The following is a 24,908-nucleotide window of genomic DNA, read 5'->3' as shown; positions in this document are numbered from 1 at the left end:
GATTATGACAGTGCTTCCGGATCGTAACGGACGGTTTGGCTCTTTTGGAGGGCGATTCGTTCCTGAGACATTGATGAATGCTTTAATAGAATTGGAAGAAGAATACAAACGGTTTGCAGAGGATTCTGCATTTCAAGAAGAGATTGCGTATCTGTTGAAACAATACTCCGGCAGGGAGACACCACTTTATTATGCCGAACGATTAAGTAACCATCTTGGTAAGGCGAAGATTTATCTAAAGAGAGAAGATTTGAATCATACGGGAGCGCACAAAATCAATAACGCTATTGCGCAGGGCGTTCTTGCGAAGCGGATGGGCAAAAAGAAGGTTATCGCTGAAACGGGTGCTGGTCAGCATGGTGTTGCAACTGCGACTGTAGCCGCATTACTTGGCTTGGAGTGCAAAGTGTTTATGGGTGAAGAGGACACAAAACGTCAACAGTTGAATGTCTTCCGGATGAAGATGCTTGGAGCGGAAGTAGTTCCTGTCACATCAGGAAGCCGAACACTGAAGGATGCAGGTAACGAGGCACTCCGCTACTGGGTTAGTAACGTGGAAGATACTTTTTATATTCTGGGCTCAGCAGTTGGTCCACATCCATATCCGATGATGGTTCGTAATTTCCAGCGGATTATTGGGGATGAGACACGTCGTCAAATTCTTGCAGTAGAAGGACGTTTGCCGAATACGATATTCGCACCTATTGGTGGAGGTAGTAATGCAATTGGAATGTTCTATCCGTTCCTGGAAGATAGCGAGGTCGCACTCGTCGGAGTGGAGGCTGCAGGTAAAGGTGTAGAAACAGAATATCATGCTGCAACAATGAGCAAGGGAACACATGGCGTATTCCAAGGTTCTATGAGTTACCTGCTTCAGGATGAGTATGGACAGGTGAAAGAAGCTCACTCCATATCAGCCGGATTAGACTACCCGGGAGTGGGGCCTGAGCATTCATACTTGAAAGATATTGAACGTGTGAAATATGTACCGATTACCGATCAGGAAGCGATCGAAGCTCTTCAACTTCTCAGTAGAACCGAGGGGATTATCCCTGCACTAGAGTCTGCACATGCTGTAGCCCAAGTTGCAAAGGTGGCTCATGAATGGAACGAAGATGATATTGTTGTGATCTGTCTTTCTGGCCGAGGCGACAAAGATGTGGAGTCCATCATGGCGTATACGGGAGGGAAATCGATATGAATCGAATGGATGTAACCTTTGAACGCTTGAAAAAGCAAAATAGGACAGCATTGATGCCGTTTTTGACGGTAGGTGATCCTAGTATTGAATTAACACTCGACATCATTGCTGAGGTCGAAGCAGCAGGTGCAGATATTGTTGAACTGGGCGTACCTTACTCCGATCCGCTTGCTGATGGACCTGTCATCCAAAGGGCATCTGAAAGAGCGTTAAAAGGACACGTAACGATACGGACTTGCATGGAGGTCGCATTAAAAGCTAGAAAAGCGGGTAGTCAGATGCCTTTCATCTTGTTTACTTACTTTAATCCAGCGCTTCAGATGGGATTGGATGTTTTCTTTGAGGAACTGATTGCCCATGATATCAGCGGATTAATCATTCCTGATCTTCCTATTGAAGAGTCTGAAGAAATCCGAAGAAGAGCGAAGGAGGCTAACGTACACCTTATACCACTCGTAGCCCCAACCTCGCATGAACGTATCTCTAGAATTGTAAGTGATGCTGATGGCTTTATCTATTGTGTCTCTTCACTTGGTGTGACAGGTGAGCGGTCAGATTTTTATAGTGGCATCAATGAATTTATTGAAACTGTGAAAAAATACAGTAAAGTCCCAGTCGCAATCGGCTTTGGTATATCCAATGGTGAACAAGTAGCTAGATTCTCTGAAATCTGCGATGGTGTTGTAGTGGGTAGCGCGATTGTTCGTCAGATTGAATCTGTCATACCATTGTTATTGCAAGAAAATACGAAGCAAGAAGGGCTTTTGCAAATCCGCCAATTTGTGTCACAATTAAAAGGAAATGAAGTTTACGAAAGGTGAGTTGATAATCATGAAGCCTAAAGCTAATATTGTGAATCTGCCGGTATATCAACCCGGTAAACCTGTTGAAGAAGTAAAGCGTGAGTTAGGTTTGAGTGAAGTTATTAAGCTGGCTTCTAACGAGAATCCATATGGATGTTCTCCTCAAGCAAAAGAAGCAATTATTGCTGAGCTTAGCAATCTTAGTGTTTATCCAGATGGAAGTGCATCTGAACTGACTGGAGAGCTTGCTTCTAGCTTAGGTGTTAACAAGGATCAGATAATTTTTGGATGTGGATCAGATGAGATTATTGCACTGATTACAAGAGCGTTTCTTGAAAGCGGAGACGAGACGATTATGGCTGACCAGACCTTCTCCGTATATAAGAGCAATGCAGATATTGAAGATGCTGTAAGTATTGAAGTTCCGTTGGTGGATGGGAAGCATGATCTAGATGCAATGCTTGCTGCGATTACAGACAAAACAAAAATCATGTGGATCTGTAACCCTAACAACCCGACAGGTACGATTGTATCCGAAGAAGAATTCATTCGTTTTATTGATGCTGTTCCTTCTAGCGTCATGGTTGTTCTGGATGAAGCTTATTATGAATATGTAATGGATTCCTCATATCCTGAAAGCATGAAACTTCTTGAGCGCTATAATAATCTAGTTATTCTTCGTACATTTTCTAAAATTTATGGATTGGCATCCCTTCGTATTGGTTATGGTATTGGTCAAGCTGAAACTATCAAATACATTAACCAGGTGCGCGAGCCTTTCAATACGGGACGTCCAGCTCAGGCTGCTGCCAAGGCCGCGCTTCGAGATCAAGACTTCGTAGAGAGTTGTCGCCAGAACAACGCAGAAGGAATTCGTTATTTCCAGCAGGAGTTCGATCGTATGGGGCTTCAGTATTTCCCAGCTCATGGTAATTTTGTGATGGTTGATGTGCGTACATCAGGCAAAGATGTATTCCAATCACTCTTAAGTAAAGGGATCATTGTCCGCCCGGGCTTCTCCCGCTACCCAAGCTACATTCGTGTTAGTGTAGGTACACCTGAACAAAATCAAGCGTTTATTGGGGTGTTAGAGCAAGTGCTGCGTGACGTGAAGTCACCAGTATAACCTTTGTTAACGCAATCTTGAAACGAGTGAGAGAGATAAAATGACAAACAAGACAACAAATATCGCAATATTTGGCGTGGGACTCATTGGTGGGTCTCTCGCTCTATGTTTCAAAGGTAAACCAGGCATAACCGTTACAGGTTATGCCCATCGTCAAGATTATGCAGATCAAGTCATTGCCCGTGGCGTCGTGGATCATGTGACGTTATCACCGGAAGAGGCAGCAAGAAATGCTGACTTTATTTTTCTATGTGTACCTGTCGGAAGTTTAGAGTCTTATATAACCCTGCTTAGCACTTTACAGTTAAAGCCAGGGTGTATTATTACAGATGTAGGAAGCACTAAAGCTAGTATCGCAGAATGTGCTTCAAAATTAGTACTTAAAGACGCCTGCTTTATTGGTGGACATCCGATGGCTGGATCTGAAAGATCTGGGGTTGGTGCTGCCTCTTCATTATTGTTCGAAAATGCCTATTACGTGTTAACACCTGCAGAAGGAGTAGATGAAGATAAAGTTTCAGCACTAGCTGATTTGTTATCTCATACCCGTGCTCATGTGGTTACGGTGGAGCCATATTTACATGACCAAATCGTAGGAGCTATTAGTCATCTACCCCATATTATTGCCGTAGCGCTGGTTAATCAGATCTGTGGTTACAATGAAGATAATTCCTTGTATCAGACACTCGCTGCTGGCGGTTTTCGGGATATTACCCGCATTGCCTCTAGTGATCCTGTCGTATGGCGTGATATTCTGCTTAACAACCGGAAGGTTATGCTACCATTGCTTGAAGATTGGAATCAAGGGATCGTACAATTCATGAATATGCTTAGAAGTGAAGATGGATCGTCAATTGAAGAAGCGTTCCGCCGAGCAGGGGAGTTCCGTAATGACCTTCCAGAAAGACGAAAAGGTGTCATCGTATCACAATATGATCTCTACCTTGATGTACCCGATCATCCGGGGATCATCGGTCGGATTACAACAGAGCTAGGGCAGAATAGCATTAACTTAAGTAATATTCAAATTATTGAGAGTCGTGAAGATGTGCCGGGCCTAATGAGGCTTTCCTTCCGTAATGAACGTGAGCAAGAGAGAGCAAAAGATCTGTTATTATCTAGAGGATATATGGTTTACCATTAAAATTTCCTCATTTTTTATATTACGGAAATATTTAATTTATTATTGTTGACAAAATGAAAACGTATACATATAATAAAAGTACAGTATGGTTTCTCTCCACTCCTATCCAATAATTGCACGTTTGTGCGACCGCCTTCCTTTAGGGAGGCGGTTCTTTTTTTGTTGTATGCCCTTACAGTTTGGGTAATATGGTTAATAATGGTGTGGCAATCTAGTAAACCTGATTCTTTCTCCAAAATATGCTACAATGATAGATATGGTTTGTAGAAGAATAGGGAAAATTGCCAAAAACACCAAAATACATAATATGATTAGGCATCACGAGGTGTAAAGTATGGTTTGACGACAGCATTGTGAGTTCTTGTTCTAGCTTTTAACGTTTGGATGAGAACAAGACACACTGATGGCGAGGGAGGAAATAAAAATCATATGACGGATTCCCAATTGATATTTGAGATTAAGCAAGGAAATATTGATGTGTACTCGGAAATAATGAGAAGATACCAACGTAAGATACTAGCTTTTGTATATCATATGTTAAAAAGCGCCAATCTGGAATTATTAGCTGAGGATATTTGCTCGGAGACATTCTATAAAGCCTTTCGAAGCCTTCATTCATTCCGTGAAGTAGATGCATCGTTCTCCACATGGCTGTATACGATTGCAAGAAATACAGTACTAAGTGAGCTTCGTAAGCAGCGTAGCGGTACACTTCCCCTTGAAGAGAGCGGTGTTATTCCTGTGGCACCTCTTGAGATAGCTCCTGAGCAGGCAATTTTGCGAAGTGAGCGAGTTACTTTGGTCCGTGAAGCTATTAATAAATTACCTGAAAAGCAGCGTTCTGCGTTAATTTTGCGTGAATACGATCAGCTTGATTATCAAGAGATTGCCGATATTTTAGGACAAACTGTAAGTTCGGTCAAATCTCTCTTGTTTAGAGCACGCAGTAGTGTGAAGATTCAGCTTGAGCCCTATTTCTCTGAGCCTGTTTACAAGGAAATTGAAGGGATGAGCAGCAGATGAATTGCGAGGAAGCCCAAGAGCTGATGGAGTATGTCTGGGATCTCCCCGACAATGATCTGAGGCGAATCAGGCTGAGACAGCATGTGCAGACGTGTGGCTCGTGTGCAATGGAGTATGAAATGTGGGAAGATAGTCTAAGACTAGTTCATGCGCTTGAGCATGAGGTATCCGAGGCCCGTGCAGAAGCGATCAACCGTAATGTAATGGACCGGATCTATCGTGATTTTCCAAGACTTGTTGAAGAGAATGAGAAGGGAAAATCCGTTGGTCGAATATTCCGTAAGCGACTCACCATATTAATCTCAGGTTTTGCAGCTCTGTTTGGTGTTAGTTTTTTGTATTTCTTTTTGAAGGGGAATACGCATAAACTGGAACCTGAAATACCGACAACAGGTATACTACCTACAGGTGTTGTGGGGGATGGCTCGGCGGTTACCGAGAGTCAGCAATACATTATACCTAGGATAAACAGTGGGATTATAGATCCATTGGTTGTGAACATGGACCCAAGCCAACCTCAGTATTGGATGCTTTTATCCATTCTGGGGGTAGGGCTGGCTTTGTTCTTTTTAATGAGGCTAAACAGAATATCAAGACGGTAATTTACGATTACCTAATACACATTTTTATGTTTACAGTAGGAGGTTTCAAAGGATGCTGATTGGTTTTATACGTCATGGCTTAACGGATTGGAATGCACTTGGCAAGATTCAAGGACAGACAGATATTCCGTTAAATGAAGAAGGGCGTCTTCAAGCACGGATGCTCGGTGAGCGTCTTCTTCAAGAGCCTTTTAAATGGGACTATGTCATTAGTAGCGGGTTGTCTCGTGCTGAAGAAACAGCCTCCATTATTGCCTCTATACTAAATATTCCAATGCTTGAGCCTGATCTTCGTTTGCGTGAGCGTGCTTACGGCCAAATTGAAGGATTAACGGCGACTGAACGAGAAACTCGTTATGGTGCGGAGTGGCATCTGCAGGATTTGGGTCAGGAGAAAGATTTGGAGCTTCAGGAGAGAGGAATGGCTTTTCTAGAAGAAATGTGGACAAAGTATCCAGATCGTAATGTGCTTGTGGTTAGTCATGGGGGCTTTTTAGCTCAGCTTTTCCAGGTGTTGTATAAAGATCGTCAAAAAGAAAGAATCGGAAATCTATCCTTGACCATACTAGAGAAGAAAGATGTGGATTGGATACCGCATCTGTTTAATTGTACGAGACATTTACTGGAGAAACAGCACTGATCCGAATATTCGGGTCAGTGTTTTCTTTTCAAATGAAAACCAAACTAACAGCATAGAGGAGACCGAAATTATGCAAAAATTAGTACAAATATCAGAGCATGTTGCTTATCTTCCCCCATATCAGGAAACAGATCGGCCTGTACTGGCAGCTGTTTCAGGAAATAAATACACTCTTTTAATGGATGCAGGGAACTCAGTGAGTCATGCTAAGCTCTGGTTGTCTCAACTTGCAGACCATGGCATCAAAGGAGATTGGCTTGTACTAACACACTGGCACTGGGATCATGTTTTTGGATTGAGTGAAATGGCCATGCCTGTCTTTTGTTATGAAGAAACGTTTAAGCAAATCCAAGAATTACAGCAACTAACATGGGATGATACAGCGCTGGATGAGCGTGTGGAAGAGGGAATTGAGATTCCTTTCTGTGCTGATGCAATGAAGAAAGAGCTTGGATCAGAACGAGATATTGTGATTCCATCCCCAAATATCACCTTTTCCAATAAGATGACAATGGACTTAGGTGGTGTGACTTGTATCATTGAACACGTTGGTGGTGATCATTCATCTGATTCTGTGGTTCTCTATGTTCCTGAGGAAAAAATTCTATTTCTAGGTGATTGTCTGTATGCGAATATGTACGCCAAAAAGTGGTGTTACACAAGAGAGAAAGTGATGGCTATGATCTCAAAGCTTGAAGAGTATGATGTGGAGCTAGCTATCTTGTCTCACGGCGAGAAACCTTTGGGAAAAGATGAGTATAAGTCGTTTATTGAAATGTTAACCTCTTTGGCAGAAATAACGCATCGTGAAAAAGGAGTTCAAGAGCAGATCACGAATTCGATGATATCTGTCTTAAATAGACCACTGAATGATCTTGAAATCGAAACGATACAATTTTTCATCCATGGTTATGAACAATAATTGTATGTCATTTATTGGGAGATCCTTTTATGGGTCTCTTTTTTTGATAGTAATGAAACGGCTATTGAGTTTGTCCTTCTACTGATTTATTTAAATGCATAAAAATGTGTTAAACAGAGCTTCCTAACAAAAGAATAAAAAGTTACACAAATCATGTTTATAATAACGCAATTCCGTTAAAAATGTGGACAACAACATGTTAGAACATGTATCAAATGGGCTAAACATCCCCATAATGGAAGTAAAACGATGAGGGCGATGGAAGATGAATCTAGCGGATATGCTCACTTATGCCGACATTGGACAATTAAGCAACATAGCCAGCTATTACGATTGCGAATGCAAGCGTAATTCCAAGCACGATTTAATACAAAGCATCCTGATTAAGCTTGGCAGGAGGGATTATTTCGAAGAACTGGTGGGACATTTGTCTGAGGCAGATCTTAGATTTCTGAACAGCGTTGTATTCGATACACGTAGTGGCTACAGCTTGGAGGAATTAACTGCAACCATTCGTCAAGCATCCGCTGAAAAAGTAGATGATGAAAAAGGCAAGTCGCAGAAAGTAGAGAGTCCTCGTGAAGCTGTTGCAAGATATCGACGGAGTGGATGGCTGTTCAACGGATTTACGCATTCCACCAAGTATACCTTTCAGGTGCCATCTGATTTAAAACAGCGATTCCGTGATGTTCTCCGAGGAAGGCTTGAAGAAAGATTGCAGTCTTCTGAAGAACCTGATGCTTATCGGGATGAGCAGGGGCTTATATCTGCCGATATGTTGCTGTTCTTGAAATATGTAGACGGTCAAGAAATTGAACTTAACGCTGAAGGATTTATGTATCGTCGATATCAGCAGCAATTGATGAGTTCGCTCCATATTCAAGAGCCGTTGATATCCAAGGGTGCTTGGAGATTCGGTTACGGTCGATCCTGTACAGAATATCCAGACAGGTTTGCACTTCTCTATGATTATGCCTTTGCACGTCAATGGATCAGGGAAGCAGGTACCAGGTTGATTCTTACTGAGCGTGGCAAGGAATTTCTTGAACAGGGAAAAGAAGAGAGTGTGTTGCAGGTATTCCGTTTTTGGTTAAGACTTTATAAAGGTGCTGTTCCTAACTTGTCCTCTTTAGTGTACTGGATAAGTAAGTGTGCGAAGGATTGGGTTACAACGGCATCTCTTTATGAGTCTTTAGGTTGGCTCATTCGCCCCTTCTATTACGATACTCCTCAAGCCATTTTGGATCAGCGTATTCTACGAATGTTAATGCATTTAGGAATGCTGCGAATTGGAGAAGGTGAGCAGTCAGGAACTGTAATCCGCATGACAGTTCTCGGTCATAAAGCTGCTGAGGCGTGTCTACATATTGGCGATAACGAAGATTTTCTGCATTGACAGAATGAGGTTCTGATTGCTACAATCACTCCCACTAATTAAAGGGGTGATCCTAAATGAATTATGAGTACAAAGGGTTATGGCCGTCTATTCATCCTTCTGTGTTTGTTGCCGACGGTGCGAAAAATATTGGAGATGTAAGAATCGGTAGGGATTCAACCGTTTGGTTCAACGCCGTACTTCGAGGCGATCTGGCTCCAATTATTATCGGCAACAATTGTAACATACAGGACGGGGTAGTAGGGCATGTCAACGATGAGCAGCCATTAATCCTGGAAGATGAAGTGTCTGTTGGACATTCCGCCATAATTCACGGTTGCAGCATTGGAAAAGGCAGTTTGATTGGGATGGGGGCCATCGTGTTAAATGGTGCTGATATTGGTGAATACGCTTTAATTGGTGCTGGTTCCATTGTAACAGAGAATAAAACAATTCCGCCTTATACGTTATCATTAGGAACACCTGCTAAGGTGATTCGTGAATTAACTGATGACGATCTGGCTCGAATGAAGCGAACGATGGAAAGTTACGTGCAAAAAGGGAAAGAATACAGGCAATTCTAAATATCGGTTGGAGGTGCATCCTAATGGATAAAATGAAGGTAACTTACGAAGTAATGTTAAGTCTGGCTGCGGAGATGGTATGGGACGAGGCTTTGCGAAAGCATCGGAGTGAGGAACTTTACAAAGGAATTGACGAGGCGTTGGCTTCGGGCGACGAGTTGGCTTTCCGAAACCTGACGGATGAACTGAGGACTTTAAATTGAAGAAATGCTTATGCATTTCTTCTTTTTTTTGCTTAAAATGAAAGGGAAACGTATAATGAAGAAATTAACAATTGGAGAAAGAAAGGATGCACAGCATGAAATTCAGTGAAGTGGATGAACAAACATGGCCAGAGCTGCAGCCATATTTTGATACGTGTGTCATACCGTACACCGGTTTGAGCGGACGTGAGACTCCATTGGAGGTAACTTCAGCATTAGAAAGATTAAGAGATTTTATGGATTTAGTAGAGGTTCCTTTTAAGGGGAGGGTCGTTACATATCCTGCCATTCAGTACGGAGGAGAGTCTGCTACGAAGCTACTAAACGACATTTGTCATAATGTCAAATTTTCAGGGTTCCGCTATGTGATCATTATGACAGCTGATATAGAGCTTTCGCAAAGCGATGTTCCTGAAAGCGCATTAGTGCTTTCCCAGCCTAGAATCATAGCATCTGGAGATAACCTATTATCAGGAGCTGTTGCGAAGTTAATTAGTGAGTTGTGGCAAAAAGAGGAAGGGTCTTAATTGTGACAGAAAACCGACAATTTATGTAGATATAGCTGGAAGCAGAGCCAGAATTAAGCTTCCAATTCTTGACGGTCTGTGGTGCCTAATATATTATTATTATGTCCTAGTACGTCGTGTGATATTAATCATTGAAAACACTTAGAATGGTTGACAAAGGGGGTTGAACACAGAATGAGTCACAACCACAATGACGAGCATGAAGAGTCGCACAAACCACCCCGGCTAAAAGAAATGTCCCGTAGACAGTTTCTTACTTATACGTTGGGCGGCGCCACAGCTTATATGGCGGGTGGAGTAGTACTACCAATGCTCCGGTTTGCCGTGGATCCTATTCTTCAGGATAGTGAAGAAGGGGCGTTCGTTAAGGTAGCTGAATTGAGCAAGATTACAAATGATCCACAAGAGTTTCATTTTGAATTGAAACAGCAAGATGGCTGGTATGCCAGCAAAGCTTCACTGACAGCTTGGATTCGTAAAGGCGACGACGGAAAAATTCTTGCGCTTTCACCGATTTGTAAGCACTTGGGGTGCTTGGTCGGATGGAACAACAACAAGAATTATCCAGACGAGTACCACTGTCCATGTCACGGCGCGCGGTACACACCAGATGGCAAGAACCTTGCCGTTGCACCTAAGCCGCTTGATATGTACACCGTTAAAGAAGAAAACGGCTGGATTTACCTCGGCGAGATCGTACCAAATACCGTAGCGAAATAGGAGGCGTAGATTCGGATGTTGAAGAATGTCTACAACTGGATTGACGAGCGTCTCGATATCACGCCGATCTGGAGAGACGTTGCGGACCATGAGGTTCCGGAGCACGTTAACCCCGCGCACCATTTCTCCGCGTTTGTTTATTGTTTCGGCGGCTTGACGTTTTTTATTACTGTAATCCAGATTTTGTCAGGGATGTTCCTGACGATGTATTATGTACCCGATATTATAAACGCTTACGCTAGTGTTGAGTTCTTGCAGACGAAAGTGGCTTTCGGTCAAATCGTCCGTGGTATGCACCACTGGGGAGCTAGTTTGGTAATCGTAATGATGTTTCTACATACGATGCGTGTATTCTTTACAGGCTCATATAAAGCGCCTCGTGAAATGAACTGGGTTGTTGGTATGCTGATTTTCTTTGTGATGTTGGGTCTCGGTCTGACGGGTTACCTGCTTCCTTGGGATAACAAAGCGTACTTTGCTACAAAGGTTACACTTGAGATTGCAAACTCCGTGCCTTGGCTCGGACCAATCATTAAGGAACTGCTGCAAGGCGGTACCATTGTTGGTGCCGAAACGTTAACTCGTTTCTTCGCCATTCACGTGTTCTTCCTTCCGGCTGTACTGCTCGCCCTATTGGTAGGGCACTTTATCATGATCCGCAGACAGGGTATTTCCGGACCACTATAAGAAGAAGGGAGGCATATTCATGGCACACGGACACAAATCTGATGAAAAAGTAGTATTCGTAGGCGATTCCCGCGTACGTAAAGGTAATGGTTTTATCACTCCACCAGACTATACGGCGTATCCCGGAAAGTCAGAAGCATTTATACCAAACTTCCTTTTGAAGGAGTGGATGGTAGGGGTCGTTGTGCTGGTAGGCTTTCTAGTATTGACCATTTCAGAGCCTGCGCCTCTCGGCTATCCGGCCGATCCGAGTGCATCTGTAATCCCCATGCCTGACTGGTACTTCTTATTCTTATACGAATATTTGAAACTGCCATATGCTTCTGGTGATTATGTAGTACTTGGAACCTTGGGTGTTAGTGGAGTGGCCTTCGGAGCTTTGTTGCTGGTTCCTTTCTTGGATACAGGAAAAGAACGTCGTTTCTACAAGCGTCCGATTACTTCAGCTCTGATGTTTCTATCTATTATCGCCGTCATTTACCTGACAAATTCCGCTTGGACACACTACACGCACGAGTTGGAAGCTTCCGGGCAGAAACCGGAACATATTCAGCGTGAAGAAGAAGCGGAAGAAAAGCGTGCTCAAGGTCTTCCAACGTCGAATGCTAAGCAGCCTGAATCTGAAGAGATTGCCATCGTAGATAAAGATAATCCTGCCATGGAAACCTTCAAAAAGGCAACTTGTATTTCTTGCCATGCTGCTGACATGAAGGGACAGGGGAATGCTCCTGGTCTTCGCGGAGTCGGTGACTCGCTTGATAAAGCCGCTATCGCTGGCATTATCAAGGATGGTAAGGGTGGCATGCCTCCGATGCATGACACTGCTATCGCTGCAGGCGTGACGGAAGAAGAACTTGATCAATTGGCTGAATGGCTTGCCAGCCAGAAAACTGCAGAGTAAAATAATGATGAACCTGATCGTATCCTACGATCAGGTTTTTTAATGAAGCAAAAAAGATTCTCATTAATAACTGGACACAGTGGAGCAGGAGGATGTGAGGTTGTCTGTTACATATTTATGGAGCCGTGAATTTTTATCAAAGCGTCTCATTCTGTGGGTATTACTGATCAGCAATGTGTTGGGGACGATTTATGGTTATATCTGGTATGGGGGTCAGCTTTATAATACCGCGATGAACCACTCTCTATGGCAACTAATATTCGTTCCGGATAGTCCGACAGCGAGTTTGTTTTTCAGTTTGGCGCTAATTATGTTGTTGTATCCTCCCAAACAGCTGGCAGGGTTATTATTTCAGCAATTAATAGAAGCGCTTGCTGTAGTTACATCCATTAAGTATGGCATTTGGGCAGTAGCCATGATCTTTGCTGGGGCATCGCAGGGAAGTGAGCTGATATGGCAGGATTGGATGTTGGTTGCTTCGCATACTGCGATGGCCGTTGAGGCGCTGATCTTTGTAAAGCTGTTTCATATAAGGTGGTCTGCATTGACTGTAGCCATGATGTGGACGCTTTTAAATGATACAGTGGATTATACCTTTGGTGTATTTCCGTATCTCCCAGGGCCTCTCTATGACCATTTAGAAGCCGTGGAAGCCTTTACGTTTGGTCTAACCCTGTTCAGTGGGGCGTTGGCGTGGATCGCTATCAGACGTTCCTTATCAAAGTCTAAGTATCGTTAATATGTTCTAGGGACATCCCTTCTGCCATACATTATGGTTAGGAGGGATGTCCCATGTTACGGAGATTATTTCAATGGTCAGCGGGTGTGTCCGCTTTTTTCTTACTGATCGGATTAAGTCTTGGCGGAATCGTTTGGGGGAGTCCTATTTCCAATGGAGACCGCCCTTCACCGGCCGCATCCATTCAAGCAAAGGCACTAAACCTTGAAGTTGAGACGATGTACAGGCTTGTAGAAGAAGGGAATTTGCAAGCGACTTTAGAATCTTTGAGGAAAATTCAAAGCATTTTCGAGGCATCTTCTTTTCAAGGTTTGACAAGTGTTGAAGGGATTCATGTATTAGCTGAAAGTATAGTAGAAATGAAGGAGACGACTGCTAGTAGCACGCTGGACCCGAAGCAGTGGATGATGTCTGCTGGCAAACTCCGACTTGCAGTAGACAGTCTGACCCATCCCAGAGATGGGATCTGGCTTCAATATTATAAGCTTATGCGTGAAGACCTCCAGATGATGGAGCAAAGTGCTGCTAAGCAGGACCGTGATGGAATCAAGAAAGCTTATGCTCTATTGGAAGATCATTATGAGTTAATTCGTCCAGCTCTTGTGATGCAGCGTAAGCAAGAAGAAGTATCGATGATAGAATCGTGGTTGTCTCATGCGGGGGGTGCTGTTTCAACAGCTAGCCCAGCTACGGTAAGAGAGATTGTTCCACAAGGAGAAGTAATCGTTAACTTATTATTCGGCAAGAAAAAAGATGAACCTGCACTTGCCCAATTGAATGAAGTTGAGGGTCCGTGGTTCTGGCAGTTGCTCTTTGCCGCATTTATTCTTTCAGCGCTAACGTTTGCCGCTTATCGAAAATACCGTGGACTAAGAGATGGATATTATCCGTGGTTTCCTAAAAAATCTTGAGATTAAAAAGCCCGGGAGTCCGGGCTATTCTTCTTTAAATCCTTCTCCATGCACATCGTTTACATCATTAATGATGATGAAGGCTCGTGGATCTAAGGATTTTGTAATCTCATTCAAACGACGAATTTCCTGTCTTGAAACGACGCAATAGGCGATATATTTGGATTGCTTAGAATACGCTCCGATTGCAGGAATAAGCGTTACCCCCCGTTCGAGTTCCTGGGTAAGGCGGTCAGCGATGTCAGGAGCATTGTCACTAATAATTGTACAAGCCTTGGCGGAATAGGCACCTTCTTGAATAAAGTCGATTACCTTCGAGGTGATGAACACAGCTACAAGGGTGTATAGAATCTTTTCAAGCGGAATATACAGCAGAGATGCTCCAATGATGATAATGTCTAATGCTAATATCACTTGTCCCATGCTATAACCTAATTTGCGATTCAAGATGCGGGCAATGATGTCTGACCCTCCGGTAGTCCCCCCGAAACGAAATACAATTCCAAGACCAGCACCTAAGGTTACTCCTGCATAAAGTGAAGCCAGGATGTAATCATGTTCCGTATGGAACGGTGTGATCCAGCCTTGATCAATCCATTTCTCAATGAGCCATAGAAAGAAAGTAAGTGAAATAATTCCGAGTCCTGTATAAATGGATTGCCGTCCACCTAATATCTTTAAACCAACAAGAAAAAGAGGAATATTCAGCATGAGCGTTGATAGGGAGGGAGGAATATTGAACGCATAGTTCAAGAGAACGGTGATACCGGTAACACCACCCTCCATCAATTGATTGGGAATGATAAAGAATAGCAAGCCGAATGCATAGATCGCTGTACCAACGATAATGGGTATAATCATTTGAAGTTGATTGACTATTTTGGATTTTTTCACAGGTAGCCCTCACATTTGTCATAGGAATGTTACGCTATTCTATAACTTCCGTATCTTTTAGCAAGGATATACCTTTTGCATTACAGAATAAAAAATATTTGTTTTCAAATGGGCTTTACGATAACATAGTTGTAAAACCTTGCCGATTATTGCGACTGGTAATCATTGGTGGACAGCATGAAGGAAGGAGTGCCCGTAATGGAAAAATCAATGGCAGAAATGCAGCGTGAAGTTGATCGTTATATATCGCAATTTAAAGAAGGTTATTTCAGTCCTTTATCCATGATGGCGCGAATGTCAGAAGAGGTAGGGGAGCTTGCCAGAGAGGTCAATCACCAATTTGGAGAAAAACCTAAAAAACCTGACGAAGCCGAAAACTCCATTGAGATGGAACTCGGTGATATTTTATTTATTGCGATCTGCTTCGCGAATTCACTCGGTATCGATCTAGCGGAAGCCCATGATAAAGTGATGCATAAATTTAATACAAGGGACGCGGATCGCTGGACGAAATTGAACACGGATTAGGCAGTGAATACATATGCTGTACCAAAACCCGCAGCGGGGGAGGGACAGCCAATGAAAGATGACATTTTTATACAAAAGGCGTATCATTTCATCTTGCAAAATGATTTTGAAGAAGCACTCCGTTGGTTTGAAGCAGCTATTCTTGCGAATCCTGGAGATGCTGAGGTGCACTATCGTTGTTCAATAACATATGGTCGCAATGGTAAGCTCTCAAAAGCGATCCATCATGCTAAGGAGGCCGTACGTCTTCAAGGGGATAAACCTGAGTATCATCTGCATCTCCAGCATGTCGAGGCGCTTGAGCTTGTACAGAAGGCACGTAAGATGGTAGATGGTAAGTCGGGCACTGAGCCTGCCGAACTTTATCAAGCTGTAAGTCTACTGAAGTCAGCCATTGCTAAAGATCCATTATATTCAGAAGCTTACGTGTGGCTTGCGCTTGTATATAGTGAATTGAATGAGCATCCGCTTGCCATTACTACATTAAAGGAAGTTATCGGTTTATATCCGCAAGAGAGCGAACTTCAACATATAATGGAGGAACTGAAAAAGCGTCTGAAGTCATATGTTCTGGATTCACCAACAGAATAAGAGTGGAGGAATGTTTGAAATGTCAAAGGTAATCCGAGTTGCGGTCGTTGGAGCTGGCGGCCGCATGGGTAAAGAAGTTGTGAAATTGGTTTTGCAGGACCCAGATCTTGAGCTAGTTGCTGCTGTTGGACGGGGTGATCGTGGAACCGATGCAGGAACACTTGTCGCACTTCCGGAATGTGGAGTAATGGTAACTCATGATCTGGAGATGGCTCTTGTTGAGCATAAACCGGATGTAATGGTTGATTTTACTACCCCGCAGTTTGCCTATGTCAACACTGCACTCGCAGTTAAACACGGTGTTCGTCCTGTTATTGGGACAACCGGGTTCACACCAGAGCAGATCGAAGAACTGGACGAGCAGTGCAAGGCTCGGGGGATCGGAGGTCTAATTGCTCCGAACTTCTCTATTGGGGCTATTCTGATGATGAAATTTGCAGCGCAGGCAGCAAAGTATTTACCGCATGTTGAAATTATTGAAACACATGGTGACCAGAAATTGGATGCGCCTTCCGGGACTTCCATTAAGACAGCAGAAATGATTGCTGCGAACCGAGAAGAGCTTCGTCAAGGGAATCCGAAAGAGGAAGAGATGATTGAAGGAGCGAGAGGCGGATATTATAATGGTTTCCGTATCCATAGTGTGCGTCTCCCAGGTGTTTTTGCACAGCAGGAGGTTATTTTTGGAGGCTATGGCCAAAGTCTTAAGATACGGCATGATTCTTATGAACGGGCTGGTTATATGCCAGGTGTGAAGATGGCTGTCGAGAAGGTTATGGAATACACGGGAATGATATACGGATTTGATCACTTTATTGACTAGAGAGAAAGAGGGAAGACATAATGAATATTGCATTTATAGCACATGACCGGAAGAAAGAAGAAATGGTTAACTTCGTCATCGCTTATGAAAAGGTATTTATTGATCATAGCCTTTACTCAACAGGGACAACTGGAACCCGGATTATGGAACAAACGGATTTACATATTCACCGCTTTATGTCCGGTCCGCTAGGCGGAGATCAGCAGATAGGGGCTCTAGTAGCAAAAAATGAAATGGACCTTATAATTTTCCTGCGTGATCCATTGATGGCACAGCCTCATGAACCAGACATCAATGCACTTCTTAGACTCTGTGATGTTCAGGGAATCCCACTTGCAACTAACATTGCAACAGCTGAAGTTCTTGTAAAAGCACTTGATCGAGGAGATTTAGGATGGCGAGAGCTAGTTGATAAATATAAACCGGGTACTGATATATGAGTCAGAAACTGGATATCTTGATCTTCGGAGCACATGCGGATGATGCGGAGATTGGGATGGCAGGAACGATTGTCAAGCATACCACAGCAGGTCTTTCAGTCGGTATTTGCGATTTAACAGCAGCGGAGATGTCATCGAATGGAACGGTTGAGCTAAGGAAGGAAGAAGCGAAACGAGCTGCTCAAGTGCTAGGGTTAACCATGCGAAGTAATTTGGGATTGCCAGATAGAGGATTGTTCGTATCACCTGAGAATATTGAGTGCATAACGGCTGAGATTCGAAAGTATTCGCCGTCGATTGTGTTCGCTCCTTACTGGGAAGATCGACATCCGGACCATATTGCTTGCAGTAAGTTGGTCGAGGAAGCCGTGTTCAATGCAAAGCTTCGTCGATATTTACCAGATCAGCCTGCTGTGAAGGTGGACGAGCTGTTCTTTTATTTTATTAATGATCTTGGCAAGACGGATCTCATCGTCGATGTCACGGATCATTATGGGATGAAGGAAGAAGCATTATCTTGTTATCGGTCGCAATTTGAGAAAAACCATGAGGATGCCGTCTCTACTCCACTTACAGAAGGATATATTGAACGTGTTCGTGCTAGGGATGCACTTCTTGGACAGCGCAAACTTATTCCTTACGCAGAAGGTTTTGCGACAAAGTCACCTTATAAGGTTCATCTATTTAACTCCAAAGAGACATATTAATAAGACATAGGCGATACGAAAGGAGGCCTCGATATGAATACACAACAGCCGTTAAAAATAGGTATTACTTGCTATCCCTCGTTGGGCGGCTCGGGCGTTGTAGCTACGGAACTCGGAAAGTTGCTCGCAGAACAAGGCCACCAGGTGCATTTTATTGCACACAGTATCCCATTTCGTTTAGGAAGTTTTCAAAAAAACATTTATTACCATGAAGTTGAAGTGAATGATTATTACGTGTTCAGGTACCCGCCTTATGATCTTTCGCTTGCTACCAAAATGGCCCAGGTGGCCAAAATGCAGCAGCTAGATGTTCTTCATGTCCATTATGCAGTGCCTCATGCAGTATGTGCATTTTTGGCGAAACAAATGGTAGGTGATCAACTGAAGGTAGTAACAACCTTGCACGGTACGGACATTACCGTACTTGCGCAAGATGAATCGCTGAAAGATTTGATCCGATTAGCTATTAATGAAAGTGATGCAGTGACAGCCGTATCACAAGATTTGATCCGGGAAACACGTGAGGTGCTCGATATTCATCGGAATATTGATCTCACCTATAACTTTGTAGATCACCGTGTTTATTATCCGAGAGATTCTGCATCACTCAGACGTGATTTTGCCGATCCGAGCGAGCGGATCTTGATGCATATATCAAACTTCAGACCTGTGAAACGTGTAGCAGATGTAGTTGACATCTTCGCTCGTGTGAATGAGAAGGTTCCTTCCAAGCTTTTACTCGTCGGAGAAGGTCCAGACTTGCCTAAGATCCAGTGCCGTATTCAAGAACTCGGACTTAGTGACAGAGTGCATTTTCTCGGGAAACAGGATGAGATTGCGCATGTTATCTCGATGGCAGATGTTTTGCTGCTTCCTTCGGAGAAGGAAAGCTTTGGGCTTGTTGCATTAGAAGCAATGGCTTGTGGTGTACCAACCGTTGGTTCTCTTGCAGGAGGCATTCCAGAGCTCATAACCCATGGCGAAACAGGATTCTTGGCTCCAATAGGGGATACAGATCAAATGGCGGAATACGTGGTTAAGGTGTTTAATGACGATAAGCTTAGTGCTGATCTTAAAGAAGCCTGCCTTCAAAGAGCAAAGACGATCTTTTGCAATGAGGCTATTCGAAGTAAGTATGAAGAAATTTATTACCGAGTATTGGGGCGGGAGGCTAGCGAGCTGAATCCGGTGTGCGGATAAGCTCGTCTCGCGTCCGTTTTTTCGGATAGAAGGAACGGGAGACTGATGTCTGAACAGCACCAAAGTATAGCGTGGCAGTACGCAGACTCCGATATGGCAAATGGAAGTGCTAAAGTGATCCGTACGCTGATTGATCATGGTTATGAAGCGTATTGGGTTGGAGGCTGCGTAAGAGATGAATATATGGGCCGCAAGGTAAGCGATATGGATATAACAACCTCCGCTTTACCTGAAGTAACAAGTACACTATTTCCGAAGGTCATTCCTACCGGAATTAAACATGGTACGGTTACTGTTATTGAGAACGGACAACCCTTTGAGGTTACAACGTATCGAGTAGAGAGTGGATATGAAGATCATCGTCACCCTACACAAGTTACTTTTGTAAGAGATGTGGAGGAAGATTTAAGGCGACGGGACTTCACCATGAACGCGATGGCACTCGGCATCGACGGTGTATGGGTGGATCCATTTGGAGGACGAAGTGATGTTGATCTTCAAATCATTCGTTGTGTGGGAGATGCCAGAGTTCGATTTCGTGAGGATGCGCTGAGGATGGTGCGTTGTATCCGCTTTGCTTCAGTCTTCGGTTTTGCTATTGCAAAGGATACGTGGAAAGGGATGCTGGAAGTTAGAGGTACGTTATCATGGATTGCTATGGAGCGTATTCGTACCGAAATGGATAAAATGCTTGCTGGCCCTGATCCTCTAAGAGGTCTTGAGTTGATCAAGAAGAGTGGTTTGTACACAAAGATGAAAGTCCCTTTTCCATATGTAACGGATAACCCTACAATTATTAGCGCTATCCCAGTGGTGGACACTGTACAACTGGATATTCGCTGGGCGCTGCTCATTCATGGATGTGGAATATCTAGTAGTGAAGCGGACAAGCTGCTGAGAGAATGGACATTCTCTAACCGGCGTAGAGAAGTAATCATGGGATTGCTTTCTTTTCAAGAAGCTTGGTTTGAACAAGCTCGGGGGATTGATCTTGCTGCAGATCGTCTGCTATGGATCAATCTAGTGCTGAAACACGGTTCTGAGACTGCTGAAGCATGGATCCTCATGCAAGAGGGAATACAGACGATCTCGAAGTGCTTGTGCAATGGAGTTTCAATTGAGCAGGCACGACAGTGGCTTGAGGCTATGCATATTAGAAGCCTAAAAGATCTGAAGTTGACTGGTAGCGAACTCCTACAGGCGTTAAATCGACGCGGAGGACCCTGGATGGGGAAGGTGTTACAGCATCTTCTGGTGAAATCGGCCGCTGGATTTCTTCCGAATGATAGAGATATATTGATTGAAGAAGCAAAGCAGGTGATTGAACGTGAAGAACAATGAAACGTTAACTCTTCTAGATATTTTTCTAGAACAGCCTGGGGAATTTCTTTCAGGTGAAGAGATTAGCAGACGTCTATCCATTAGCCGGACAGCGGTATGGAAGCAAATTAATAAACTCCGAAATAGTGGATATGAATTTGAAGCTCTGCCGCGTCTTGGTTATCGCTTAACCGAAAAGGCAGTACCTCTTGATCCTGCTTTACTGGCAAAGTGTGTTGAAGGGCATTCATTTGGTCAGCAAATGGAATTACTCGATTCCACAACATCGACCCAGGAGGATGCAAGGCGACTAGCTGAAGCAGGGGCGCCAGAAGGTACAGTTGTGATCGCTGAGGAACAGACAGGTGGACGTGGACGAATGGGGAAGAAGTTCTACTCTCCATATGGTAAAGGAATTTGGATGAGTATCGTACTGCGTCCAACCCAGCCACTGCATCTGACGCAGCAATTGACTCTCTTGGCTGGGGTTGCTGTTCGTAGGGCCATTTTCAAGACTACCGGCGTTGAAGCGGGGATCAAGTGGCCTAACGATCTTCTGATCGAGGGTAAGAAAGTGTGCGGCATTCTACTTGAGTCGGCAACCGAAGATGATAGGGTGCGTTACTGCATTGCTGGTATTGGCATAAGTGCGAACCTAAGGGAAGAAGATTATCCGGAGGAATTGAAGTCGATAGCTACTTCACTCCGAATCACAAGCGGTCACAATGCCGATAGGAATGAGTTAATTGGTTCAATACTGAATGAAATGGAGTCTCTCTACGAACTCTATAATGATCAAGGTTTTGAACCTATCGCTTCGCTATGGGAAGCGGCATCGGTAACGTTGAACCGTGAAGTCAGTGTACACTCATCAAGAGGTGTGCTTACGGGAACAGCTGCAGGGCTACATCCTTCGGGAGCCTTACTTGTAAGAAATGAAGATGAAGAGTTAGTTCCTGTATTCTCAGGAGATATTGTGCTTCAGCCCCTGAATGAAACAAGGTGAAAAAATAACGATTTTTTGATATACTGTGATCAGAGGCGGTATCTGCTTATTGGGAACTGCACTCTGAGGACAGAATGAATGATTAGGAACACCTTCATAACTGCTTTGTCGGTTACGTTGGATTCTGCTCTGAGCCGAAAGGACCGAGACAGAAGGGACGATCGCGAGTGACTCTTTTTTGCCTTTCGGACTTTTTAGCGAATTAATGCTAAAAGGTTTTTTTTGTTGTCTAAAACATTAACTGAAAGGGGCTTGTGTCACATGGCAAGCAAACAACCGCTAAACATTGTGAAAATGAAAAAAATGAAAACTGATGGTGTACCCATCAGTATGTTAACTGCGTATGACTACCCCTCCGCTCAACTAGCTGAAGAAGCAGGAGTCGATATGATTTTGGTGGGAGATTCTTTGGGTAATGTTGTGCTTGGTTATAATTCAACCATCCCCGTTACAATGGATGACATGGTGTATCACACCCGCGCAGTTGCCCGGGGTGCTGAACACACGTTTATCGTAGCAGATTTACCTTTTATGACGTACCATGGCAGTCTGGATGAATCACTACGTAATGTACGTCGATTAATGCAGGAAGGCCACGCCCATGCTGTTAAAATGGAAGGTGGTGCAGAAATTGCCGATACCGTTAAACGCATTGTGCAATCCGGCGTCCCTGTCCTGGGTCATATTGGACTCACCCCGCAGTCTGTCAACCAAATCGGAGGTTACCGAGTTCAAGGGAAGGATGCAGCTGATGCAGAGCGTCTAATGAACGATGCCAAGGCACTTGAAGCGGCAGGAGCTTTCGCGGTAGTGCTTGAGCTAGTTACGGAAGAGACAGCAGCTGAGATCAGTAAGGCACTCTCTATTCCTACAATTGGTATTGGAGCCGGACGATATTGTGATGGGCAAGTGCTTGTCTATCATGATGTTCTTAAATATACTTCTGCTTATAGGGACAAAAGATTCGTCAAAACGTATGCAGATGTCGGCACGATTATTCGTGAAGGCATTTCACAATATGTAAAAGAAGTGAAGGGAAAGTCATTTCCTGCAGAGGAGCATGTGTTCAAAGCCCAAAGTACGCATAAACCTTCAACTTCCCTTTACGGAAACGAAAAAGAAAAGGTGAGTTTAAAATGAAAGTGATTCGCACAATCGAAGAGTTGCGCACGGAAATCAAACACCGGCGTAGCTCGATCCCAGGCCCGGTTGGACTCGTTCCAACCATGGGTTATCTCCATGAGGGGCATGGGAGCTTGATGCAGCGTGCACGAGAGATGACAGGGACTGTCGTACTCAGTATTTTTGTGAACCCCATTCAGTTTGGTCCAGGTGAAGATTTTGAAACGTATCCCCGAGATGAAGAGCGAGATCTAGCTGTCGCACAATCTAATGGGGTAGACATCGTCTTTATACCGGATGTGCAAGAAATGTATCCACAGCCGACAAAAACGAAAATAGCCGTATCGGAATTAACGTCTCTTCTGTGTGGAGCTTCAAGACCTGGGCACTTCGATGGGGTAACCACCGTCGTGAATAAGCTTTTTAATATTGTGAAGCCTAATTTCGCTTTTTTTGGAATGAAGGATGCCCAGCAGGTAGCCGTGATTGAGCAGATGGTTTGTGATCTGAACATGGATATTGAAATTGTACCTTGCCCGATCGTAAGGGAACAAGACGGTCTGGCATTGAGTTCACGTAACGTATATCTAAAGCCAGAGGAAAGAGAACAGGCGCTTGTTCTGTCGAAGTCCTTGAAGACAGCTTTAGATCAGCTTGAGAATGGAACCATTGAAACAGCAGGTGAAGTGCGTGAGTTACTAAGCCGTATCATATCTGAATCGTCCATTGCGGTAATCGACTATGCTGAGGTCCTTTCTTTTCCAGAATTGACCCCAGTAGAGAATGAGACAAGGCTTGCGGATACAGGTTGTGCGACAATTATGGCGCTGGCGGTACGTTTTGGTAAGACGAGACTAATTGATAATGCATTATTCCAAGCGAAAGAGGGTATTTCTCATGTTTAGAACAATGATGAAATCCAAGATCCACCGTGCAACTGTTACGGAAGCTAATTTGAATTATGTTGGTAGCATTACGATTGACGAGGACCTAATGGATGCAGCGGATCTCCTTGAGAATGAAAAGGTTCAGATTGTAAACAATAACAATGGAGCTCGTCTTGAAACTTATGTTATTACAGGAGAACGCGGCAGTGGTGTCATCTGTCTGAATGGAGCGGCAGCAAGACTTGTTCAGCCAGGTGATAATGTAATTATTATTTCTTATGCCATGATGTCCAAAGAAGAATATGAGAACCATCAACCAACTGTAGTTATTGTAGATGGCGCTAACAAACCGATTATTACCGAGCATCGTGAGATTCATGCAACGATTCGATAAAGAACCGCACTCCAAAATGTAGCGCTTGTTTCGAGAATGAAAAAGACCGCTTTAACAAAAAATGAACTCATGCACGACGCACTGATCTCATTTTTCTGCTAGGGGTGGGATGCAATCCATGTTTCAGCATGTATTCGACGAAATGAACAACATGTTAGATGAAATTGTGAAGCATTACCCTTCCGCACACGGTCCCAAGAAACAGGCACTGGCTCATAACTGGAACTTGCTGAAGAGCATGAGCGAAGGTATCATTGACGAATGGCTTCATTTTGAAGAGAAAATGGCTTTATTCCGTGAAAGTGCAGCTACAGCTCCGGTTTTTCCGCCAACTGAATCACCTGAATTGCAGCTCGATAGCTTTATTCGCGGTCAAGGTTACTACAAGTTACTGATGTTTAGGCCCGCAATTACCCAGTTTGCTGCTGCTGCATCCGTTTACCCCGAGAGCTTACTGATCCGATTATATAAAGCGATGGCTCATCTGCATCTGGGTGAAACGGTAGAAGCTTCAGATTATCTAATGTCGATTCTGCCACTCGCAGACGATAAAAGGTTTCTGCAAGCCATGATCTATAATGCACTGGGGTGTATTCAGGTTATTAACGGAAGGACAGAGAATGCACGGGATTATTTTACACTAGCTATTCAAAGTGATCCTACGCTTCCCGATCCACTCAATAACCTGGAAGTTTGCCACAAAAACCGTGGTCAGCTGCAATACGGAAGTCAATTGATATCGCTGTTATGAATAGGAGTCTGTGCAAAAACGATGCCCACTCGGTGTTCTTACGTCGAGTCTGCGGCATCGTCTTTTTTATGTCTATAATGTTCAAAAGGCGTGACTTCTGTTATGCTGTTATTTAGACTGGAAGGAAAGGGATTTAT

30 protein-coding genes and 1 pseudogene are annotated in these 24,908 nt (G+C 43.8%); 29 read left to right on the top strand and 2 right to left on the bottom strand.

The genetic code is table 11. From position 1 onward, the window contains the following. Positions 1-4 precede the first annotated feature (4 nt). The 9 genes from trpB (at position 5) to AC3WJJ_RS04795 (ending at position 8,857) form a co-directional block, all read left to right on the top strand. On the top strand, positions 5-1,201 hold the full coding sequence (gene trpB, locus AC3WJJ_RS04835; protein ID WP_492539583.1) for a tryptophan synthase subunit beta: 1,197 nt from the start codon (positions 5-7) through the stop codon (positions 1,199-1,201). Then, a complete protein-coding gene (gene trpA, locus AC3WJJ_RS04830; RefSeq protein WP_492538483.1) occupies positions 1,198-2,022 on the top strand; it encodes a tryptophan synthase subunit alpha in 825 nt (274 codons plus the stop codon). The genes trpB and trpA overlap by 4 nt, the downstream gene beginning before the upstream one ends. Before the next feature lie 10 nt (positions 2,023-2,032). Next, complete coding sequence (gene hisC, locus AC3WJJ_RS04825) at positions 2,033-3,130, top strand: histidinol-phosphate transaminase (protein ID WP_492538481.1); 1,098 nt, start codon at positions 2,033-2,035, stop codon at positions 3,128-3,130. Between the two features lie 40 nt (positions 3,131-3,170). After that, positions 3,171-4,274, top strand: coding sequence for a prephenate dehydrogenase (locus tag AC3WJJ_RS04820; RefSeq protein ID WP_492538479.1), 1,104 nt, complete (start codon positions 3,171-3,173; stop codon positions 4,272-4,274). Positions 4,275-4,703: 429 nt separating this feature from the next. Then, entirely contained in the window at positions 4,704-5,297 is a 594-nt protein-coding gene (locus AC3WJJ_RS04815; RefSeq protein ID WP_492538477.1) for an RNA polymerase sigma factor, read from the top strand. Further along, complete coding sequence (locus AC3WJJ_RS04810) at positions 5,294-5,899, top strand: anti-sigma factor family protein (protein ID WP_492538475.1); 606 nt, start codon at positions 5,294-5,296, stop codon at positions 5,897-5,899. Before AC3WJJ_RS04815 ends, AC3WJJ_RS04810 begins: the two co-directional genes overlap by 4 nt. Positions 5,900-5,951: 52 nt before the next feature. Beyond that, the gene (locus tag AC3WJJ_RS04805) at positions 5,952-6,539 is read left to right on the top strand and encodes a histidine phosphatase family protein (protein ID WP_492538473.1); all 588 of its coding nucleotides are present in this window, start codon (positions 5,952-5,954) and stop codon (positions 6,537-6,539) included. Between the two features lie 70 nt (positions 6,540-6,609). After that, complete coding sequence (locus AC3WJJ_RS04800) at positions 6,610-7,461, top strand: MBL fold metallo-hydrolase (RefSeq protein ID WP_492538472.1); 852 nt, start codon at positions 6,610-6,612, stop codon at positions 7,459-7,461. A 265-nt stretch (positions 7,462-7,726) separates the two neighbouring features. Further along, on the top strand, positions 7,727-8,857 hold the full coding sequence (locus tag AC3WJJ_RS04795; RefSeq protein ID WP_492538471.1) for a hypothetical protein: 1,131 nt from the start codon (positions 7,727-7,729) through the stop codon (positions 8,855-8,857). On the opposite strand, the pseudogene AC3WJJ_RS04790 reads toward AC3WJJ_RS04795, so the two are convergent. Further along, a pseudogene (locus tag AC3WJJ_RS04790) lies at positions 8,839-8,886 on the bottom strand (hypothetical protein); the annotation flags it as partial. The gene AC3WJJ_RS04795 and the pseudogene AC3WJJ_RS04790 overlap by 19 nt on opposite strands. A 27-nt stretch (positions 8,887-8,913) precedes the next feature. Between AC3WJJ_RS04790 and AC3WJJ_RS04785 the strand changes: the two are divergent. The 8 genes from AC3WJJ_RS04785 to AC3WJJ_RS04750 all read left to right on the top strand — a co-directional run bounded on the left by AC3WJJ_RS04785 (position 8,914) and on the right by AC3WJJ_RS04750 (position 14,108). Then, positions 8,914-9,420: a gamma carbonic anhydrase family protein gene (locus AC3WJJ_RS04785; protein ID WP_492538469.1), complete on the top strand. Its 507-nt coding sequence runs from the start codon at positions 8,914-8,916 to the stop codon at positions 9,418-9,420. A gap of 23 nt (positions 9,421-9,443) precedes the next feature. Continuing rightward, the gene (locus AC3WJJ_RS04780) at positions 9,444-9,623 is read left to right on the top strand and encodes an IDEAL domain-containing protein (protein WP_208914531.1); all 180 of its coding nucleotides are present in this window, start codon (positions 9,444-9,446) and stop codon (positions 9,621-9,623) included. 86 nt (positions 9,624-9,709) lie between these two features. Then, positions 9,710-10,150 carry a DUF2487 family protein gene (locus tag AC3WJJ_RS04775; protein ID WP_492538467.1) on the top strand — a complete coding sequence of 147 codons (441 nt, stop codon included), beginning with the start codon at positions 9,710-9,712 and terminating at the stop codon, positions 10,148-10,150. Positions 10,151-10,324: 174 nt separating this feature from the next. After that, positions 10,325-10,870 carry a QcrA and Rieske domain-containing protein gene (locus AC3WJJ_RS04770; protein ID WP_422660818.1) on the top strand — a complete coding sequence of 182 codons (546 nt, stop codon included), beginning with the start codon at positions 10,325-10,327 and terminating at the stop codon, positions 10,868-10,870. 15 nt (positions 10,871-10,885) lie between these two features. Further along, complete coding sequence (gene qcrB / locus AC3WJJ_RS04765) at positions 10,886-11,557, top strand: menaquinol-cytochrome c reductase cytochrome b subunit (RefSeq protein WP_169505773.1); 672 nt, start codon at positions 10,886-10,888, stop codon at positions 11,555-11,557. Between the two features lie 19 nt (positions 11,558-11,576). Next, a complete protein-coding gene (locus AC3WJJ_RS04760) occupies positions 11,577-12,458 on the top strand; it encodes a c-type cytochrome (protein WP_492538464.1) in 882 nt (293 codons plus the stop codon). 100 nt (positions 12,459-12,558) lie between these two features. After that, the gene (locus AC3WJJ_RS04755) at positions 12,559-13,197 is read left to right on the top strand and encodes a DUF1405 domain-containing protein (protein ID WP_492538462.1); all 639 of its coding nucleotides are present in this window, start codon (positions 12,559-12,561) and stop codon (positions 13,195-13,197) included. A 53-nt stretch (positions 13,198-13,250) separates the two neighbouring features. Continuing rightward, on the top strand, positions 13,251-14,108 hold the full coding sequence (locus tag AC3WJJ_RS04750; protein ID WP_492538460.1) for a sporulation protein YpjB: 858 nt from the start codon (positions 13,251-13,253) through the stop codon (positions 14,106-14,108). A 24-nt stretch (positions 14,109-14,132) separates the two neighbouring features. On the opposite strand, the gene AC3WJJ_RS04745 is transcribed toward AC3WJJ_RS04750, so the two are convergent. Next, on the bottom strand, positions 14,133-15,002 hold the full coding sequence (locus AC3WJJ_RS04745) for a YitT family protein (RefSeq protein WP_422660822.1): 870 nt from the start codon (positions 15,000-15,002) through the stop codon (positions 14,133-14,135). 198 nt (positions 15,003-15,200) lie between these two features. Between AC3WJJ_RS04745 and AC3WJJ_RS04740 the strand changes: the two genes are divergently transcribed. From AC3WJJ_RS04740 to AC3WJJ_RS04685, 12 genes are all read left to right on the top strand, one after another. Beyond that, positions 15,201-15,530 (top strand): nucleotide pyrophosphohydrolase, encoded by a 330-nt coding sequence (locus AC3WJJ_RS04740; protein ID WP_422660823.1) that lies wholly within the window; start codon positions 15,201-15,203, stop codon positions 15,528-15,530. Between the two features lie 51 nt (positions 15,531-15,581). Next, positions 15,582-16,121 carry a tetratricopeptide repeat protein gene (locus tag AC3WJJ_RS04735; RefSeq protein ID WP_492538457.1) on the top strand — a complete coding sequence of 180 codons (540 nt, stop codon included), beginning with the start codon at positions 15,582-15,584 and terminating at the stop codon, positions 16,119-16,121. Positions 16,122-16,140: 19 nt separating this feature from the next. Next, positions 16,141-16,944: a 4-hydroxy-tetrahydrodipicolinate reductase gene (gene dapB / locus AC3WJJ_RS04730; protein WP_492538455.1), complete on the top strand. Its 804-nt coding sequence runs from the start codon at positions 16,141-16,143 to the stop codon at positions 16,942-16,944. Positions 16,945-16,964: 20 nt separating this feature from the next. Further along, the gene (mgsA, locus tag AC3WJJ_RS04725) at positions 16,965-17,384 is read left to right on the top strand and encodes a methylglyoxal synthase (RefSeq protein WP_422660826.1); all 420 of its coding nucleotides are present in this window, start codon (positions 16,965-16,967) and stop codon (positions 17,382-17,384) included. Next, positions 17,381-18,091 (top strand): bacillithiol biosynthesis deacetylase BshB1, encoded by a 711-nt coding sequence (bshB1, locus tag AC3WJJ_RS04720; protein WP_492538453.1) that lies wholly within the window; start codon positions 17,381-17,383, stop codon positions 18,089-18,091. Before mgsA ends, bshB1 begins: the two co-directional genes overlap by 4 nt. Before the next feature lie 33 nt (positions 18,092-18,124). After that, positions 18,125-19,291, top strand: a complete 1,167-nt coding sequence (bshA, locus tag AC3WJJ_RS04715) for an N-acetyl-alpha-D-glucosaminyl L-malate synthase BshA (RefSeq protein ID WP_492538451.1) — start codon at positions 18,125-18,127, stop codon at positions 19,289-19,291. Positions 19,292-19,336: 45 nt separating this feature from the next. Further along, entirely contained in the window at positions 19,337-20,632 is a 1,296-nt protein-coding gene (locus AC3WJJ_RS04710; protein WP_492538450.1) for a CCA tRNA nucleotidyltransferase, read from the top strand. Next, positions 20,619-21,617 (top strand): biotin--[acetyl-CoA-carboxylase] ligase, encoded by a 999-nt coding sequence (locus AC3WJJ_RS04705; RefSeq protein ID WP_492538448.1) that lies wholly within the window; start codon positions 20,619-20,621, stop codon positions 21,615-21,617. The genes AC3WJJ_RS04710 and AC3WJJ_RS04705 overlap by 14 nt, the downstream gene beginning before the upstream one ends. Positions 21,618-21,878: 261 nt before the next feature. After that, entirely contained in the window at positions 21,879-22,757 is an 879-nt protein-coding gene (gene panB / locus AC3WJJ_RS04700; RefSeq protein ID WP_492538446.1) for a 3-methyl-2-oxobutanoate hydroxymethyltransferase, read from the top strand. Further along, positions 22,754-23,644 carry a pantoate--beta-alanine ligase gene (gene panC, locus AC3WJJ_RS04695; RefSeq protein ID WP_492538444.1) on the top strand — a complete coding sequence of 297 codons (891 nt, stop codon included), beginning with the start codon at positions 22,754-22,756 and terminating at the stop codon, positions 23,642-23,644. The genes panB and panC overlap by 4 nt, the downstream gene beginning before the upstream one ends. Continuing rightward, the gene (gene panD / locus AC3WJJ_RS04690) at positions 23,637-24,020 is read left to right on the top strand and encodes an aspartate 1-decarboxylase (protein ID WP_422660833.1); all 384 of its coding nucleotides are present in this window, start codon (positions 23,637-23,639) and stop codon (positions 24,018-24,020) included. Before panC ends, panD begins: the two co-directional genes overlap by 8 nt. Positions 24,021-24,138: 118 nt before the next feature. After that, positions 24,139-24,771 carry a tetratricopeptide repeat protein gene (locus AC3WJJ_RS04685; protein ID WP_492538442.1) on the top strand — a complete coding sequence of 211 codons (633 nt, stop codon included), beginning with the start codon at positions 24,139-24,141 and terminating at the stop codon, positions 24,769-24,771. Positions 24,772-24,908 lie beyond the last annotated feature (137 nt).

The organism is Paenibacillus sp. FW507-14B1B (genome assembly GCF_058781425.1).
The sequence above is the reverse complement of the archived record's forward strand: the minus strand, read 5'-3'. Positions and strand labels throughout refer to the sequence as shown.

Bases quoted from the DNA above. Each gene is read 5' to 3' on its own strand.
- trpB (WP_492539583.1), top strand. From the start codon at position 5: ATGACAGTGCTTCCGGATCGTAACGGACGGTTTGGCTCTTTTGGAGGG.
- trpA (WP_492538483.1), top strand. From the start codon at position 1,198: ATGAATCGAATGGATGTAACCTTTGAACGCTTGAAAAAGCAAAATAGG.
- hisC (WP_492538481.1), top strand. From the start codon at position 2,033: ATGAAGCCTAAAGCTAATATTGTGAATCTGCCGGTATATCAACCCGGT.
- AC3WJJ_RS04820 (WP_492538479.1), top strand. From the start codon at position 3,171: ATGACAAACAAGACAACAAATATCGCAATATTTGGCGTGGGACTCATT.
- AC3WJJ_RS04815 (WP_492538477.1), top strand. From the start codon at position 4,704: ATGACGGATTCCCAATTGATATTTGAGATTAAGCAAGGAAATATTGAT.
- AC3WJJ_RS04810 (WP_492538475.1), top strand. From the start codon at position 5,294: ATGAATTGCGAGGAAGCCCAAGAGCTGATGGAGTATGTCTGGGATCTC.
- AC3WJJ_RS04805 (WP_492538473.1), top strand. From the start codon at position 5,952: ATGCTGATTGGTTTTATACGTCATGGCTTAACGGATTGGAATGCACTT.
- AC3WJJ_RS04800 (WP_492538472.1), top strand. From the start codon at position 6,610: ATGCAAAAATTAGTACAAATATCAGAGCATGTTGCTTATCTTCCCCCA.
- AC3WJJ_RS04795 (WP_492538471.1), top strand. From the start codon at position 7,727: ATGAATCTAGCGGATATGCTCACTTATGCCGACATTGGACAATTAAGC.
- AC3WJJ_RS04785 (WP_492538469.1), top strand. From the start codon at position 8,914: ATGAATTATGAGTACAAAGGGTTATGGCCGTCTATTCATCCTTCTGTG.
- AC3WJJ_RS04780 (WP_208914531.1), top strand. From the start codon at position 9,444: ATGGATAAAATGAAGGTAACTTACGAAGTAATGTTAAGTCTGGCTGCG.
- AC3WJJ_RS04775 (WP_492538467.1), top strand. From the start codon at position 9,710: ATGCACAGCATGAAATTCAGTGAAGTGGATGAACAAACATGGCCAGAG.
- AC3WJJ_RS04770 (WP_422660818.1), top strand. From the start codon at position 10,325: ATGAGTCACAACCACAATGACGAGCATGAAGAGTCGCACAAACCACCC.
- qcrB (WP_169505773.1), top strand. From the start codon at position 10,886: ATGTTGAAGAATGTCTACAACTGGATTGACGAGCGTCTCGATATCACG.
- AC3WJJ_RS04760 (WP_492538464.1), top strand. From the start codon at position 11,577: ATGGCACACGGACACAAATCTGATGAAAAAGTAGTATTCGTAGGCGAT.
- AC3WJJ_RS04750 (WP_492538460.1), top strand. From the start codon at position 13,251: ATGTTACGGAGATTATTTCAATGGTCAGCGGGTGTGTCCGCTTTTTTC.
- AC3WJJ_RS04740 (WP_422660823.1), top strand. From the start codon at position 15,201: ATGGAAAAATCAATGGCAGAAATGCAGCGTGAAGTTGATCGTTATATA.
- AC3WJJ_RS04735 (WP_492538457.1), top strand. From the start codon at position 15,582: ATGAAAGATGACATTTTTATACAAAAGGCGTATCATTTCATCTTGCAA.
- dapB (WP_492538455.1), top strand. From the start codon at position 16,141: ATGTCAAAGGTAATCCGAGTTGCGGTCGTTGGAGCTGGCGGCCGCATG.
- mgsA (WP_422660826.1), top strand. From the start codon at position 16,965: ATGAATATTGCATTTATAGCACATGACCGGAAGAAAGAAGAAATGGTT.
- bshB1 (WP_492538453.1), top strand. From the start codon at position 17,381: ATGAGTCAGAAACTGGATATCTTGATCTTCGGAGCACATGCGGATGAT.
- bshA (WP_492538451.1), top strand. From the start codon at position 18,125: ATGAATACACAACAGCCGTTAAAAATAGGTATTACTTGCTATCCCTCG.
- AC3WJJ_RS04710 (WP_492538450.1), top strand. From the start codon at position 19,337: ATGTCTGAACAGCACCAAAGTATAGCGTGGCAGTACGCAGACTCCGAT.
- panB (WP_492538446.1), top strand. From the start codon at position 21,879: ATGGCAAGCAAACAACCGCTAAACATTGTGAAAATGAAAAAAATGAAA.
- panC (WP_492538444.1), top strand. From the start codon at position 22,754: ATGAAAGTGATTCGCACAATCGAAGAGTTGCGCACGGAAATCAAACAC.
- panD (WP_422660833.1), top strand. From the start codon at position 23,637: ATGTTTAGAACAATGATGAAATCCAAGATCCACCGTGCAACTGTTACG.
- AC3WJJ_RS04685 (WP_492538442.1), top strand. From the start codon at position 24,139: ATGTTTCAGCATGTATTCGACGAAATGAACAACATGTTAGATGAAATT.